General features: G+C 58.2%; 17 protein-coding genes. 5 read left to right on the forward strand and 12 right to left on the reverse strand.

The genetic code is table 11. The features are described from left to right. Positions 1-2 precede the first annotated feature (2 nt). The 3 genes from P2W41_RS09060 to P2W41_RS09070 all read left to right on the forward strand — a co-directional run bounded on the left by P2W41_RS09060 (position 3) and on the right by P2W41_RS09070 (position 1,845). Positions 3-614, forward strand: a complete 612-nt coding sequence (locus P2W41_RS09060; protein WP_292896000.1) for a glutathione S-transferase — start codon at positions 3-5, stop codon at positions 612-614. Between the two features lie 34 nt (positions 615-648). Then, complete coding sequence (locus P2W41_RS09065; protein WP_404934955.1) at positions 649-1,251, forward strand: uracil-DNA glycosylase family protein; 603 nt, start codon at positions 649-651, stop codon at positions 1,249-1,251. Between the two features lie 99 nt (positions 1,252-1,350). After that, positions 1,351-1,845: an Lrp/AsnC family transcriptional regulator gene (locus tag P2W41_RS09070; RefSeq protein ID WP_229449103.1), complete on the forward strand. Its 495-nt coding sequence runs from the start codon at positions 1,351-1,353 to the stop codon at positions 1,843-1,845. Between the two features lie 5 nt (positions 1,846-1,850). On the opposite strand, the gene P2W41_RS09075 is transcribed toward P2W41_RS09070, so the two are convergent. The 10 genes from P2W41_RS09075 to moaA form a co-directional block, all read right to left on the reverse strand. Further along, complete coding sequence (locus P2W41_RS09075) at positions 1,851-2,336, reverse strand: DUF3299 domain-containing protein (RefSeq protein WP_404932974.1); 486 nt, start codon at positions 2,334-2,336, stop codon at positions 1,851-1,853. Positions 2,337-2,417: 81 nt separating this feature from the next. Beyond that, positions 2,418-3,287 (reverse strand): NAD(P)-dependent oxidoreductase, encoded by an 870-nt coding sequence (locus tag P2W41_RS09080; protein WP_404932975.1) that lies wholly within the window; start codon positions 3,285-3,287, stop codon positions 2,418-2,420. A 36-nt stretch (positions 3,288-3,323) separates the two neighbouring features. Continuing rightward, positions 3,324-4,148: an ABC transporter permease gene (locus P2W41_RS09085; protein WP_292895990.1), complete on the reverse strand. Its 825-nt coding sequence runs from the start codon at positions 4,146-4,148 to the stop codon at positions 3,324-3,326. After that, positions 4,145-4,858, reverse strand: coding sequence for an ABC transporter permease (locus P2W41_RS09090; RefSeq protein WP_292895988.1), 714 nt, complete (start codon positions 4,856-4,858; stop codon positions 4,145-4,147). The genes P2W41_RS09085 and P2W41_RS09090 overlap by 4 nt, the downstream gene beginning before the upstream one ends. A 158-nt stretch (positions 4,859-5,016) precedes the next feature. Then, complete coding sequence (locus tag P2W41_RS09095; RefSeq protein WP_404932976.1) at positions 5,017-5,802, reverse strand: ABC transporter substrate-binding protein; 786 nt, start codon at positions 5,800-5,802, stop codon at positions 5,017-5,019. Between the two features lie 140 nt (positions 5,803-5,942). Then, a complete protein-coding gene (gene mobB, locus P2W41_RS09100) occupies positions 5,943-6,461 on the reverse strand; it encodes a molybdopterin-guanine dinucleotide biosynthesis protein B (protein ID WP_404932977.1) in 519 nt (172 codons plus the stop codon). Beyond that, on the reverse strand, positions 6,458-7,081 hold the full coding sequence (gene mobA, locus P2W41_RS09105) for a molybdenum cofactor guanylyltransferase MobA (protein ID WP_404932978.1): 624 nt from the start codon (positions 7,079-7,081) through the stop codon (positions 6,458-6,460). The genes mobB and mobA overlap by 4 nt, the downstream gene beginning before the upstream one ends. Before the next feature lie 8 nt (positions 7,082-7,089). Continuing rightward, the gene (locus P2W41_RS09110; protein WP_404932979.1) at positions 7,090-8,295 is read right to left on the reverse strand and encodes a multidrug effflux MFS transporter; all 1,206 of its coding nucleotides are present in this window, start codon (positions 8,293-8,295) and stop codon (positions 7,090-7,092) included. A 114-nt stretch (positions 8,296-8,409) separates the two neighbouring features. Next, positions 8,410-9,360 carry a DMT family transporter gene (locus P2W41_RS09115; RefSeq protein WP_366931267.1) on the reverse strand — a complete coding sequence of 317 codons (951 nt, stop codon included), beginning with the start codon at positions 9,358-9,360 and terminating at the stop codon, positions 8,410-8,412. Between the two features lie 149 nt (positions 9,361-9,509). Beyond that, positions 9,510-10,514, reverse strand: coding sequence for a GTP 3',8-cyclase MoaA (gene moaA / locus P2W41_RS09120; protein WP_292895978.1), 1,005 nt, complete (start codon positions 10,512-10,514; stop codon positions 9,510-9,512). A gap of 174 nt (positions 10,515-10,688) precedes the next feature. On the opposite strand from moaA, the gene P2W41_RS09125 reads away from it, so the two are divergent. Both P2W41_RS09125 and P2W41_RS09130 read left to right on the forward strand, forming a co-directional pair. After that, positions 10,689-11,042, forward strand: a complete 354-nt coding sequence (locus P2W41_RS09125) for a gamma-butyrobetaine hydroxylase-like domain-containing protein (RefSeq protein WP_404932980.1) — start codon at positions 10,689-10,691, stop codon at positions 11,040-11,042. Further along, positions 11,035-11,661 carry a pyridoxamine 5'-phosphate oxidase family protein gene (locus P2W41_RS09130; protein WP_404932981.1) on the forward strand — a complete coding sequence of 209 codons (627 nt, stop codon included), beginning with the start codon at positions 11,035-11,037 and terminating at the stop codon, positions 11,659-11,661. Before P2W41_RS09125 ends, P2W41_RS09130 begins: the two co-directional genes overlap by 8 nt. A gap of 6 nt (positions 11,662-11,667) precedes the next feature. On the opposite strand, the gene P2W41_RS09135 is transcribed toward P2W41_RS09130, so the two are convergent. Both P2W41_RS09135 and P2W41_RS09140 read right to left on the reverse strand, forming a co-directional pair. Continuing rightward, a complete protein-coding gene (locus P2W41_RS09135) occupies positions 11,668-12,018 on the reverse strand; it encodes a VOC family protein (RefSeq protein WP_292895972.1) in 351 nt (116 codons plus the stop codon). Between the two features lie 18 nt (positions 12,019-12,036). Then, positions 12,037-13,239 carry an MFS transporter gene (locus P2W41_RS09140; protein ID WP_404932982.1) on the reverse strand — a complete coding sequence of 401 codons (1,203 nt, stop codon included), beginning with the start codon at positions 13,237-13,239 and terminating at the stop codon, positions 12,037-12,039. Between the last annotated feature and the right edge of the window lie 82 nt (positions 13,240-13,321).

The raw sequence follows: 13,321 nt of genomic DNA on the forward strand, positions 1-13,321 counted from the left end.
ACATGAAGCTCTATGATGGTAACCGGGCGCCCAACCCTAGGCGTGTGCGGATATTTCTGGCGGAAAAGGCGATCGACGTGCCCATCGAGCCGGTGGACATGGGAGCCATGGAGCACAAGTCTGAAGCGCTGACGCGTCTCAACCCGCTGCAGCGCTTGCCCGTACTGGAACTTGATGACGGGACGGTTTTGACCGAAACCGTTGCCATATGCCGCTATTTCGAGGGGCTCCAGCCCGAACCCGCGCTTTTCGGCACGGGTGCGCTGGGCGTCGCCACAGTCGAAATGTGGCAGCGCCGTGTTGAGATGCATCTGTTTTATCCCATTGCGCAAGCCTTCCGGCACCTGCATCCGGCCATGAAGGACTGGGAGGTGCCGCAGGTTGCGGAATGGGGGGAAGCAAACAAACCCAAGGCCCTGCAGTTTCTTACCTATCTCGATGAGGCCCTGGCCGATCGCCCATTCATCGCGGGTGATGAGTATTCGATTGCCGATATTACCGGGCTCGTCAGCATTGACTTTATGAAGCTTGCGCGCATTTCAGTTCCGGACGGGCTCGATCATCTGATGCGCTGGTATCACACGGTTGCCGGGCGCCCGAGCGCGAAAGCCTGAGAGTTCAAACGTGCAGACGCCGCCTCTCGAGCCATTGCTGGCGCGAATTCGCAGTTGCCGGATTTGCGTGGAACAACCGCTTGGCGCCCCTCTGCCGCATGAACCGCGGCCAGTTGTGGTGGGGTCGAACACGGCTCGTATCCTCATTGCCGGGCAGGCACCGGGGACGCGGGTCCATGCCTCGGGTTTGCCGTTCGACGACCGGTCCGGTGATCGATTGCGTGACTGGCTTCAGGTGGATCGATCTGAATTTTATGATCCCGCCTGCTTTGCCATTGCCCCGATGGGATTTTGTTTTCCCGGACTTGACGCCAAAGGCGGCGATCTGCCACCACGCCGGGAGTGCGCACCGGCCTGGCGGGCGCAGTTGATGTCGGCAATGCCTCAGATCGAACTTGTTCTTGTTATCGGCCAGTATGCCCAGGCTTGGCACCTTGGGGCCGAAAAATCCAGAACCCTTACCGAGACGGTGCATGACTGGCGTCGACTGCTGGCGCTCGACCTGTGCCCCCGCGTGTTGCCGCTGCCTCATCCTTCATGGCGCAATACAGGATGGTTAAAAACGAATCCCTGGTTTGAACGTGAATTGTTGCCCGTCCTGCGTGAGGAAATTCATCGGCTTCTTCCACGGAAATGAGGAATATCTGATCGCAAAACTCTCTTTGAAGGCAAAAAATTTCTTGTTACCTTGATAATCTCTTGCCATTTTAGGAAATCATTTTCTCCGGAGTTCCTCATGGACCGCCTTGATCGCAAGATCCTGCGTTTGTTGCAGGAAAATTCAACCCTTGCCGTAGCCGATGTCGCAAAAAAGGTCGGGCTTTCCACCACACCATGCTGGCGGCGTATCCAGAAGCTGGAGGAAGAAGGGGTTATTCGTCGGCGCGTGGCGGTGCTTGATCCGGAAAAGGTCAATGCCCGGGTAAATGTGTTCGTGTCGATCCGAACCAACATGCACAGCCACGAATGGCTGAAGCGATTTTCCGAGGTGATCCAGCAATTCCCCGAGGTGGTGGAGTTTTACCGAATGAGCGGCGAGGTGGATTATCTGCTTCGTGTCGTGGTGCCGGACATCGCCGCTTATGACGCATTCTACAAGAAGCTGATCGCGAAGATCGAGATCCGCGACGTTTCATCCACATTCGCGATGGAGCAGATCAAATATACGACCGAGCTTCCGCTCGACTATCTTGTCCTGGACAAGGATTCAGGCGGAGGCAATGGTGGCTGAGCTGGCTAATTCCCGCCTTTGACAACACTGCGCCAGGGATTGCCGGGCGAGGGCGCTTGCCATGCCGGCGGGCTGCTGTTTGGGTTAACCGCGGCGCGCCGCATCGTGAAGCCCGACTCTATGATCGCTGCGCCGTCCAGAATGAAAAGCTGTGTTTTTTCAAAAACGGGCTGCAGAGCCCCGGTTATGGTCACCGGTTCGTAGTTGGAACTTAAGCGGTAGGGGGTCGATGGCACGACCCGAATGACCTGACTGGGGGATGGTTGCTGCATGTGGCTGCAGGCACCGGGGCGTGCCACCAGGATGAAGGAATAGACAAGCTCGCCTTCCAGGTCAGCGGGCAGAAGGTAGCCGGAGAGGCTGACCGTCTGCCCGCTGAAATCGGTCAGGTGAGCCCTCTTTTTCTCATCCGGAGCGGACGAGGCAAGATCTGCCCAGGTGACGGGCCGAACACCTTCCGGTTGCTCCGGGATTTCGGAACCGGTAGCCATTGAAGCGATACAGGCCGATGCGGGCAAAGCTGTGAGCAATGTTGCAAGATATGCCGCGCACCGGCTGGTCATTGTTGGCCCCTACTTCGCGAGTCGGGCAAGCAGGGAGGATGTATCCCAGCGATTGCCCCCCATCTTCTGGACGTCCTTGTAGAATTGATCCACGAGAGCGGTGACGGGCAGGCTCGCGCCGTTGCGATCGGCCTCGGCCAGGCAAATGCCCAGATCCTTGCGCATCCAGTCGACCGCGAAACCGAAGTCGTACTTGCCTTGGTTCATCGTCTTGTGACGATTTTCCATCTGCCAGGAACCGGCTGCTCCCTTGGAGATGACGTCGACGACTTTCTCAATATCGAGCCCGGCTTTCTGGCCGAAATGAATGCCTTCAGCCAGCCCTTGCACCAGCCCTGCGATGCAGATCTGGTTGATCATTTTCGTTAGCTGTCCGGCCCCCGCCGGCCCCATCAAGCCAACCATACGGGCGAAGGATTCGATCACCGGTTTTGCTTTTTCGAAGACTGCTTGTTCGCCTCCGCACATGACCGTTAAAACACCGTTTTCCGCGCCGGCCTGTCCGCCTGAGACTGGTGCGTCGATGAAACCGAAGCCACGCTTCTCAGCCTCTTCGGCGAGCTCACGCGCAACTTCGGCAGACGCGGTGGTGTTGTCGATAAAAACCGCGCCCTTTTTCATGCCATGAAAAGCCCCATCCTGGCCGAGTGTCACCGAGCGAAGATCGTCGTCATTGCCCACGCAGGCGAAAACGAAATCCTTGTCGATTGCAGCGTCCCGGGGCGTCGGCGCGTGCGCGCCTCCATGCTCGTTGACCCAGCTCTGTGCCTTCGCTGCGGTGCGATTGTACACCGTAACCGTATGCCCCCCCTTGTTCTGAAGATGTGCGGCCATCGGATATCCCATGACCCCGAGCCCGATGAATGCGACGTCCGCCATTTCGAAAACTTCTCCTTGTATGCTGTGTTGCGCGCGTCAGCGCTTCAAATGCTTGGTAATTCGACGCTCGATCCAATCAACGGCGTTGCGGAGGACCTCGACGAGACCAAGATAGATGATGGCAGCCCATATGTAAGTCTGGAAGTCGAACGTGCGTGCGTAGGCGCGACGTGTCTCGCCCATCAGGTCATAGACCGTGATGATGGCGACGATGGCGGACCCCTTGATCATCAATATGATCTCATTGCCATAGGGCCTGAGCGCGACAATGAGCGCCTGGGGGAGAATGATCTTGCGCGCGGTCTGGAACCTCGACAGGCCGAGTGCGGCGGCAGCTTCCCATTGTCCCTTGCCGACACTCTCGATGGCACCGCGCAGAATTTCCGCCTGATAGGCGGCAGTGTTGAGCGTGAAGGCGAAGACGGCACAGTACCAGGCTTCCCGGAAGAACGTCCACAATCCGACAGCCTGAAGTTCAGGTCTGAAAGAGCCAAGTCCGTAGTAGACCAGGAAGGTCTGGGCGAGCAGCGGGGTCCCACGGAAAAAATAGACATATGCATAGGCGAGGGCGCCTATCAGCTTGTTCTTTGAAGTGCGTCCAAGGGCGATGGGCACGGAGAGGATTGCGCCGAGAAAAACCGAAACAACGACAAGCTGGACGGTGATCCACAGGCCCGAGAGATAGCGCGGTGCGTAGCGCGTGAAAATATCCGGATCCCAGGCGTTGATCATGAAGCCCAGAACAGCAAGGCCGAGCGCGGCCCAGATCGTCAGCAGGACCACGCCGATTGTGCGGGCACGTGTCCAGCCCTCTTTGATGACGGGCGGGCGCTCGACTGCGGCTTGTGTCTCAGCACTCATCGCTGGACTCCGTGGCGTTTGGTCCAGCTCTCGATCATGCCCAGGACGATTGAGGACAACATGGCCAAAACGAGATAGAGGAGGCATGCGATCCCGAAGAACAAGAATGCTTCCTTGGTGACGCGTGCGGCAATGCCGGTCTGACGCAGGATATCGGCGAGGCCGATCACGGAAACGAGCGCGGTATCTTTCAGGAGGATGAGCCAGAGATTGGAAAGGCCAGGCAGCGCCAGTCTCAGGAGCTGAGGCAGGATGATGAGGCGCATGGTCTGCGGGTTAGAAAGCCCGATCGCTTGACCGCCCTCATACTGACCCTGTGGGATGGCCCGGAAGGCGGCCAGAAACACTTCGCTGGCGTAGGAGGAGAACACGGCGCCGAGCGCGACCATGCCTGCTACAAAAGCGTTGATCTCTATACTAGCGTCCGGATTGAACAGCCGCACGATTTGCTGCAGGCCAATCTGCGCGCCGTAGAAGACCAGAAAGAGCGTCAAAAGCTCCGGCAGACCGCGAAAGATCGTCGTATAGATGTTGGCCGCGAGACGTAAGGTCTTGTCGCTGGAACGTTTTCCCAACGCGACGAAAAAACCGATCGCCAGTCCAAGCGGTAACGTTGCCAGTGCCAGAGAAACCGTCAGAAGCACGCCCTTGGCGATATCATCGCCCCAGCCTTCCGGCCCAAAACTCAAAAGGGTCCAGACCCTTTCCATCTCCCAACACCCCTGTCCGAACCGCCTGACCCGGCATCTAGATGCGAATTGGCGATTTTTCTTGTTCGAGCTCTGTCACCAGAGCCGCATGCAATTCAGGCGGCCGAACTCCCGGAGGCGGCCGCCTGTGACATTAAATCAGGACATCGCAACGACGCTCAGTCGCCGTAAGCGTCGAACGTGAAATACTTGTCGTTGATTTCCTTGTATTTTCCATTCTCACGAATGGCTGTAATGGCGGCATTCAGCTTTTCGCGAAGCTCGTCCTCACCCTGCCGCACAGCGATGCCGATGCCGGGGCCATAGATGTCCTCACGCGGGGTGAGTGTGCCCAGAACCTTGCAGCAGGCGCCGTCGTCGCTGTCCAGGAATTCCTGGAGAACGATGATGTCATCTATGACCGCATCAAGTCGCCCATTGACCATGTCGAGTTTGTATTCCTCAGCGGTCGGATAGACCTTCACATCGCTGTCGGTGAATGTGGTTTCGGCGAAATTCGCGTGGGTGGTCGAACCCTGCGCGCCGATAACCTTTCCGGCCAGATCCTCCGGTGAGGTGCCGGCAATATCTGATTCCTTAGGCACGACCAGAGCTGGCGGCGTGTTGTAATACTTGTTGGTGAAGTCGACCTGCTTCTTGCGCTCTTCCGTGATCGACATGGACGCGACGATTGCGTCGAACTTGCCCGCTTGCAACGCGGGAATAATACCGTCCCAGTCCTGCGTGACGAACTCGCATTCAGCCTTCATCTCGTCGCAAAGCGCTTTGGCGATATCGATGTCGAACCCTTCAAGGGAGCCGTCTGCGGTCAGGTTGTTGAAGGGAGGATAGGCGCCTTCGGTGCCGATCTTGAGCTTCATCATGTCCTGGGCATGAGCCGAGCCCACTACCAGAGCCAAAGCTGCCGCAGGCAGTGCAAGCGCGATACGCCTTGAAATACGCATTCTGGTTCCTCTCATCTAATTATCTGCCGCTTCCGGCCTCCTGCCGGGCGGAACATGAAGCCGGATATTCCCACCGATCCTATTCAAATTGCAACCTTAAAGGTGACTGGTCCCATGCAATGAATGGACGGATCGTGACCCTAGCGCGCCTGCTCGCCGATGCCGGTGTGGCTGATGACAAAGTCGGCAATCTGCTCCACATCTCCGAGATCAAACCGTGGCAGATCCCCAGTCTCAGTCTCGTAATCTCCGGCAACAGCGACGATGGTCGGGTCTGCCACTGCCAGGCAGGTCTGATCGCGCGCTTCCCGCCGCCTGCATTCCAGCTTGGGATGATTTTCGCGTTTGAAACCTTCGATCAGGACGAGGTCGCACGGTGAAAGGCGCGCGAGCATTTCGGTCAGGGTCGGCTCTTGTGCACCCTCCAGTTCGTGAATGATCGCCCAGCGTTTTGCGGAGACGATCGCCACCTCCGAAGCCCCGGCGCTTCGATGCCGGTGAGAATCGGTGCCTTCATGATCTATGTCGAACGCATGGTGTGCGTGTTTCAGCGTGGCGATCCGAAAACCGCGTTTCGTCAACTCCCTCACAAGTGCCGCCGTCAGGGTGGTTTTTCCGGAATTCTTCCAGCCTACAATGCCAAAAATCGCCTGTTTCACGTCGCTTCCCTTCGGTGCCTTTCACGCGCTGTCTGGAGATCTTCGGGCGTGTTGATGTTGAAGAACGGATCGGCCTCGGGATGGCAAGCAAAGTCCACCAGAGCCGCGTTGTGTCGATCGCAGGCGTAGGCGCGGATCCGGCGGGTTCCGCCGCTGGCAAGATGGCGGGCGAGGTCATCGGCAAGGTGTACAGGCCAGAGAGCAAAGACCGGATGAAGTGCGCCGTTGCTGCGTGCGATTGCCGGTCCGCCGGAAACACGGGTGGCCTCCATAAGGCGCGTAACAAGGTTTCCGGGAAGAAAAGGCGTGTCTGCTGCCGCTGTCACGATATGTGATGGTCTGGGAGTGCTGGTTTTTGCCCATTCAAGGCCGGCGAGAACGCCGCCCAACGGACCCATGGGTTCGGGGAGGGGATCGGGAACCACCTCAAGCCCAAGCGGGGCGAACCTGTGCGGGTCGCCATTGGCGTTGAGCACCATGCGGTCAACCTGAGGCGCGAGCCTCTCCATTACCGTCTCAATGATCGTTGACGCGTTGAGACGCAGCAATCCCTTGTCGCCGCCACCCATGCGCTGTGCCGTTCCGCCGGCAAGGATTACTCCAGCAACGCCCAAGCCCATCGTCTCCCTCAGATGTTTCCTGCCTGGCGGGCCACATAGATCACGTAGAGCGATGCGACGATGGCGAGCGTGGAAGATGCAAGCATCACCCATATTAGCGGGAATGGCCCGGTTTCCGGAGAAAGAACAGCTCCGGCTATCACTGAGAGCGCCGCTCCGCCGCCGATCTGGAGCGCTCCGCCGAGGCCGGAGGCCGAACCGGCAAGATGCGGCCTTACGCTGACAATGCCGGCATTGGCATTTGGCATGGTCATGCCGTTGCCGATACCGACGAAAAACGATGGGCCGAAAAGCGACATCGGATGAAAAAGCCCTGCTGCAAACAGCACCAGTGAAAGAACGAGGCCGAGAGCGGCAAGAATATTGCCCGCTAGCATCATGGGATTGATGCCGATGCGCCTTGAAAAACGGCCTGAAAGGAAGTTTCCGATCATGTAACCAACCGAGATCAGGATGAAATACATCCCGTATTGCGATGGCGTCAGATCAAGGATTTCGGTGGCGACGTAGGGTCCACCCCCAAGAAAGGCAAAAAAAGCGCCGGATGCCATGGCAGCCGTTGCCGTGTAGCCCCAGAAGCGCCTCGCCCGGAAGAGCTCCGGATAATTCCTTACCTGTGCGGTCATGCTGGCGGATGGGTTGCGGTTTGTCTCGCCCAGGTCGAGATACACCACGAGGAACGAGATGATCCCGAAGCCGAGGATCAGGTAGAACGTTGCTTTCCATCCGTAAAGCTCATCCAGAAATCCTCCGATCAGGGGGCCGAGCATGGGGGCGAGCGTCATGCCCATGGTGATGTAACCAATGCGGCTGGCCGCTTCGTCCGCGCCAACGGTGTCGCGCACGATTGCCCTTGAGAGAACCATGCCGGCGGCCGCGAAGGCCTGCATCACCCGGCAGATCAGGAAAATGGTGATGTTGGGCGCCATCAATGCCGCGATGGTTGCCAGAATGAATATTGCGAAGCAGGTGAGCATGACCGGACGGCGACCGAAATGGTCCGAAGCGGGGCCGATCCCCAGCTGGAGGACGGCTGTGGCCGCAAGGTAAAGCGAGACCGCCAGTTGAACGATGCTGTAGTCCGCCTGGAAATACTCTGCCATGCCGGGAAGGGATGGCAGAAAAACGTTCATGGAAACGGCCGCCGTTGCGGTCGCGATCACGAGTGTCACGATGTGAGGTGGTGTTGCGGAGCGGGATAAGATTTTTTCCATAACGTCTTGCGAACCTTGCATGTTCATCGGCCTGAGGACTTTGGCCGAGTGGTGCCGGCCTTGTCGGGAGATGCTCACTTTGGCCGGCGGAGTTGGGCGATTTGCTGAAGCACGTCATGTGCCTTCAGTGGCCATTCCAGGACTGGTGCTTTTAGCGGCTGGTTTTGTCCGGTTGACGATCTGTTCGCGGTAAAGCGTGTAGAGACCCGAACATACGACCAACAACGCGCCTCCAATCATTACGCGATCGGGCCAGTCGGCAAAAAATACAATGCCAAGGCCGATAGCCCACAGGAGTGCTGTGTAGCGGAACGGGGCTATGAAGGAGAGCTCGCCAACACGCAGGGACAGCACGATGAAATGGTAGCCGCAAACGATGCACAATGTGGCGCCCACGAGAACAGCGAAATCTGTTCCGCTCATCGGGGCCCAGCCTCCGTAGGGTACGAGTAAAACCGCGCCGGCGCTCGTCACCGAAGCGGCGGTTGCGGCCGAAATCAGGGGCGAGGGAATATCGGGTGGGATCTTTCGGGTGGTGAGATCACGCATCGTGGCAAAGGCGACCGCTGCGACGCCGTAAAGCGAATAGGCGTTGAAGGCACCAAAGCCAGGCCGGATGATGATCAGGATGCCGATGAACCCCACCAGAATCGCGCTCCAGCGGCGCCAGCCGACGGGCTCGCCCAGAAAGAAGGCTGCGCCGAGTGTGACCGCCAGAGGAAGCGCCTGCATGACGGCTGAAAGGTTTGCAATCGGCATATTGGCAAGGGCCGAAAGGAAACATATGGTCGCGCCGGTCTCTCCGGCGACGCGCAATGCCACCATGGGGTGGAAGATCGCACGCGGCGCCTTCAGTGCCTTCCAGTGCCAGGCCAGCAGAAGCATCACCAGTGTGGCCATGACCCCTCGTACCAGCATGACCTGCGCCATGTTCATGTTTTCGGCCACGAGCTTTGTCAGGCCGTCATTGACGGTGAAACCAGCCATGGCAATGGACATGAAAAGCGCACCGCGCGCATTTGGCGAAAACGACACGACCACCTCGCGATGCACAGTGGCGAACACGCGGCGGTTTTCAACGCACTGTGCCCACCTGGAATGAGTTCCTATGGTCTTCGGGAAAAACGAATCCCACCTCCACTATGGGATCCGATGCTAAGTATACCTTATGGAATTGGCAATCGGTTCATGGCTGAAAAACCGGAGGCTGCGATCTAGCCGCCGGTGACGCTCATATGCCGTGAGACCGACGGGCGGTTGGTACGCCGGTCAATGATGAAATCATGCCCTTTGGGCTTGCGGGCGATGGCGCTGTCGATGGCTGTTGCCAGAAGGTCGTTGCCTTCCGATGCTCTGAGAGCGGCGCGCAAATCGGCTGAATCGTCCTGGCCAAGGCACATATAAAGCATGCCAGTGCACGTGATGCGCACGCGGTTGCAGCTTTCGCAGAAATTGTGCGTCATCGGTGTGATGAAGCCGAGCTTTCCGCCGGTTTCAGCGACTTCGACATAGCGCGCCGGGCCACCTGTTTTGAAGGGAATGTCTTTCAGTGTGAATTGCCGCTCCAGTTGAGCCCGAAGGAGGGACAGCGGAAGATACTGGTCCGTGCGGTCACCGTCGATCTCGCCCATGGGCATCGTTTCGATCACGGTCATATCCATTCCGCGACCATGCGCCCAGCGCAACATGGCGGGAATTTCATCTTCGTTGAACCCCTTGAGTGCCACAGTGTTGAGCTTGATCTTCAGGCCGGCTTCCTCTGCTGCGTCAATGCCGCGCATGACCTTTTCCAGCCTACCCCACCGGGTGATTGCATGAAACTTGTCCGGGTCCAGCGTGTCGATCGAAACGTTGATGCGCTTCACTCCGCAGTCGGCCAGCTCACCGGCAAAGCGCTCGAGCTGAGAGCCGTTGCTTGTCAAGGTAAGCTCGTCGAGCGCACCGGATTTCAAATGTCGCGAAATCTGGCGCACCAGATGCATGATGTTCTTGCGTACCAGCGGTTCTCCGCCGGTCAGACGCAGGCGTCGAACGCCCTTTTCGATGAAGACGGTGCAGAGTCGGTCCAGTTCCTCGAGGCTGAGCAAATCCCGTTTGGGGAGAAATGTCATGTCCTCCGCCATGCAATAAACACAACGAAAATCGCAGCGGTCGGTCACCGAAACACGCAGATAGTCAATCGCGCGCCCGAAAGGATCGATCATGGTGCTCTGCGTCATGGGCTCGCTTCCGCTGGCATTCTTCATCGGGTTGGTACTCTGTTATGTCGTGACACAAGGTTCGCTGGTCAAGCGCTGCAGGCTAGCATTGGTGCAATCGTCCGGGCAATTGCAGGGCAGGGCTTTTCAGTTGGACCAAAGGTGAATAGGTCTACATCCGAAAGGTGGTGGCGGATGAAACCTCCCAAGGAACTACGTGTTTCAAAGGATCGTGCCGTGATGACGGTTCTGTTTTCGGATTCCGAACCAGCAGAGTTGTCGGCTGAAATGCTTCGCGTGCTATCCCCCTCGGCTGAGGTTCAGGGACACTCGCCCGAACAGCGCGTGACAGTTTCTGGAAAACGGCATGTAACCATCAGTCGGGCAGAGCCCGTCGGCAACTATGCTGTTCGGCTTGTGTTCAGCGACGGGCATCAAAGCGGCATTTTCACCTGGGTCTATCTGCATGAACTCGTCACGAGCAAAGAGGCCAAGTGGCAGTGGTATCTGGACGACTTGCAGCAAAAAGGATTGAGCCGTGATGCTTGAGCAGGACGCACATTCCATTACGTCGATTGACGCCCTTGAAGCGCTTTACGGGACGCCCGGCCAAGCCTCACTCGTCAAGGTCACGGACCGGGTGATACCAGAGTATGCGACGCTGATCGAAGCGTCGCCCTTCGTCGCCCTCGCCACCATCGGGCCTGAGGGGATTGACTGCTCGCCGCGCGGCGACAAACCCGGCTTCGTGCGCATCCATGATGAGCAAACGCTGATGATGCCCGACCGGCGCGGCAACAATCGTATGGATTCGCTGCGCAATATCGTTCGTGATGAACGGGTTGCGTTTCTCTTCCTTATTCCGGGTACGGGAACCACGCTGCGCGTCAACGGCCGTGCGAGGCTTTCGGCCGATCCGAACCTGTGTGCTTCATTTGCCGTCGACAAAGCCGCACCGCGTTCGGTCATCGTCCTTTCGGTGGATGAGGTTTACTTCCAGTGTGCGCGGGCGATCGTTCGTTCCGACCTCTGGAACAGCGAAAAGTATGTGGATCCGAAGAACCTGCCGACGCCCGGGCAGATTCTCCAGGTGACGAGCCGGGCGGAGATCGACGGCGCTTCCTATGACAGGGAGTGGTCCGGCCGTGCCCGAAAGACCATGTGGTAGTTTCTCTCAGCGGTGAACGAGAATGTTTACCAGCTTTCCGAAGGGGTCCCGGGTGTAGAAGCGTCTGACGCCCCAGGGCTCTACAGCTGGCCCGTACTCAACCGGGTATCCTGCCTTCCGGACCCTCTCAAGTGCCTCATCGAGATCGTCCACCTCTATGGAAAGATCGGGCACTGGCGTGTCCGATCCGCCCTGTGACATGACACTCACCTGCAGGCTCATCTTCTCCTGCGCGCCGTAGGTTGCGATCCAGCCCTGGTCCATCAGGATGTCGAGCCCAAGGACATCGGCATAAAATTGCTTCGCCTTGTCGATTTGGTCCGAGGCGATGTTGGCGACAATTCGCTTTACTTTCACGTCAGGCTCCGTTCAGCTTCACCCTGTCTTCTTGAGGTTTGGAAGAAACACGGTCAACAGGCCAAGCAGCGGCAGGAAGGAGCAGATCTTGTAGACGAACTCGATCCCCGAGCTGTCCGCGATGATCCCCAGCACCGCTGCTCCGAGGCCGCCGAGGCCGAAGGCAAAGCCGAAGAACATGCCGGCAACCATGCCCACACGGCCCGGCAGCAGCTCCTGCGCGAAGACCACGATCTGCGGGAAAGCGGATGCGAGGATAAGGCCGATCGCGACAGTGAGGATCGGAGTCCAGAAGAGGTTGGCGTAGGGAAGAGCCAGGGTGAACGGCAAGACGCCAAGAATGGAAAACCAGATCACCGTCTTCGATCCGATACGATCACCGATCAATCCGCCCAGAACGGTTCCGGCCGCGACCGAGCCGAGGAAAACGAACAGAAGGATCTGCGACTGCTGGACGGTGACGCCGAATTTTTCGATCAGGAAAAAAGTATAATAGCTTGAAATTCCTGCCATGTAGACGTTCTTCGCGAACACCAGTGAGATCAGAATCGCAAGCGACATGGCGATCTTGCCGCGTGGTAGGTTGAGGGCCGGAGAAGGTCCTGCACGTTTTGCAGTGCGCTGGCGGTATGCGGCATACCATGCGCTTACGCGCCACAGAACGATCATGCCGAGGAGTGCTGCGAGAGAGAACCACGCGACACTGCCCTGACCCCTTGGTACCACGATAAATGCGGCGAGCAGCGGACCGATTGCCGTGCCGGCATTGCCGCCCACCTGGAAAACCGCCTGCGCCAGCCCATACCGTCCACCCGAGGCGAGACGCGCCACACGGGAGGATTCTGGGTGAAAGATTGCTGAGCCCAGTCCAATGAACATAGCGCCGATCAGGAGCAGCGAGTAGTTGGCGGCCGTCGCCAACAGAAGCAATCCGATGAAGGTCGAACCCATGCCAACCGGCAGGGAGTAGGGCATGGGTTTCTTGTCGGTGGTCAGCCCGATTGCCGGCTGGAGCAGCGATGCGGTCACCTGAAATGCCATGGTCAAGAGACCGATCTGCCAGAAATCCAGCCCGTAATCGCTTTTCAGCATTGGATAGATCGCCGCAAGCATCGACTGCATGATGTCGTTCAGCATGTGGCAGAAGCTGACGGCCAGAAGTACCGCAAACGCGGTCTGTTCTGCTGGTACGGAGGGCCGGTCGGCGGTGGTGTCGGTCACGTCAATGCTCCATGGGAAGAGGCTGCCAATTGAAGGGCAGCCGCTTATACGCCTCTTGCAAATGACCTGCCTCGGTGATTTG

The organism is Nitratireductor sp. L15S-10 (genome assembly GCF_045011005.1).
In the GTDB taxonomy this organism is placed as follows: domain Bacteria; phylum Pseudomonadota; class Alphaproteobacteria; order Rhizobiales; family Rhizobiaceae; genus Nitratireductor.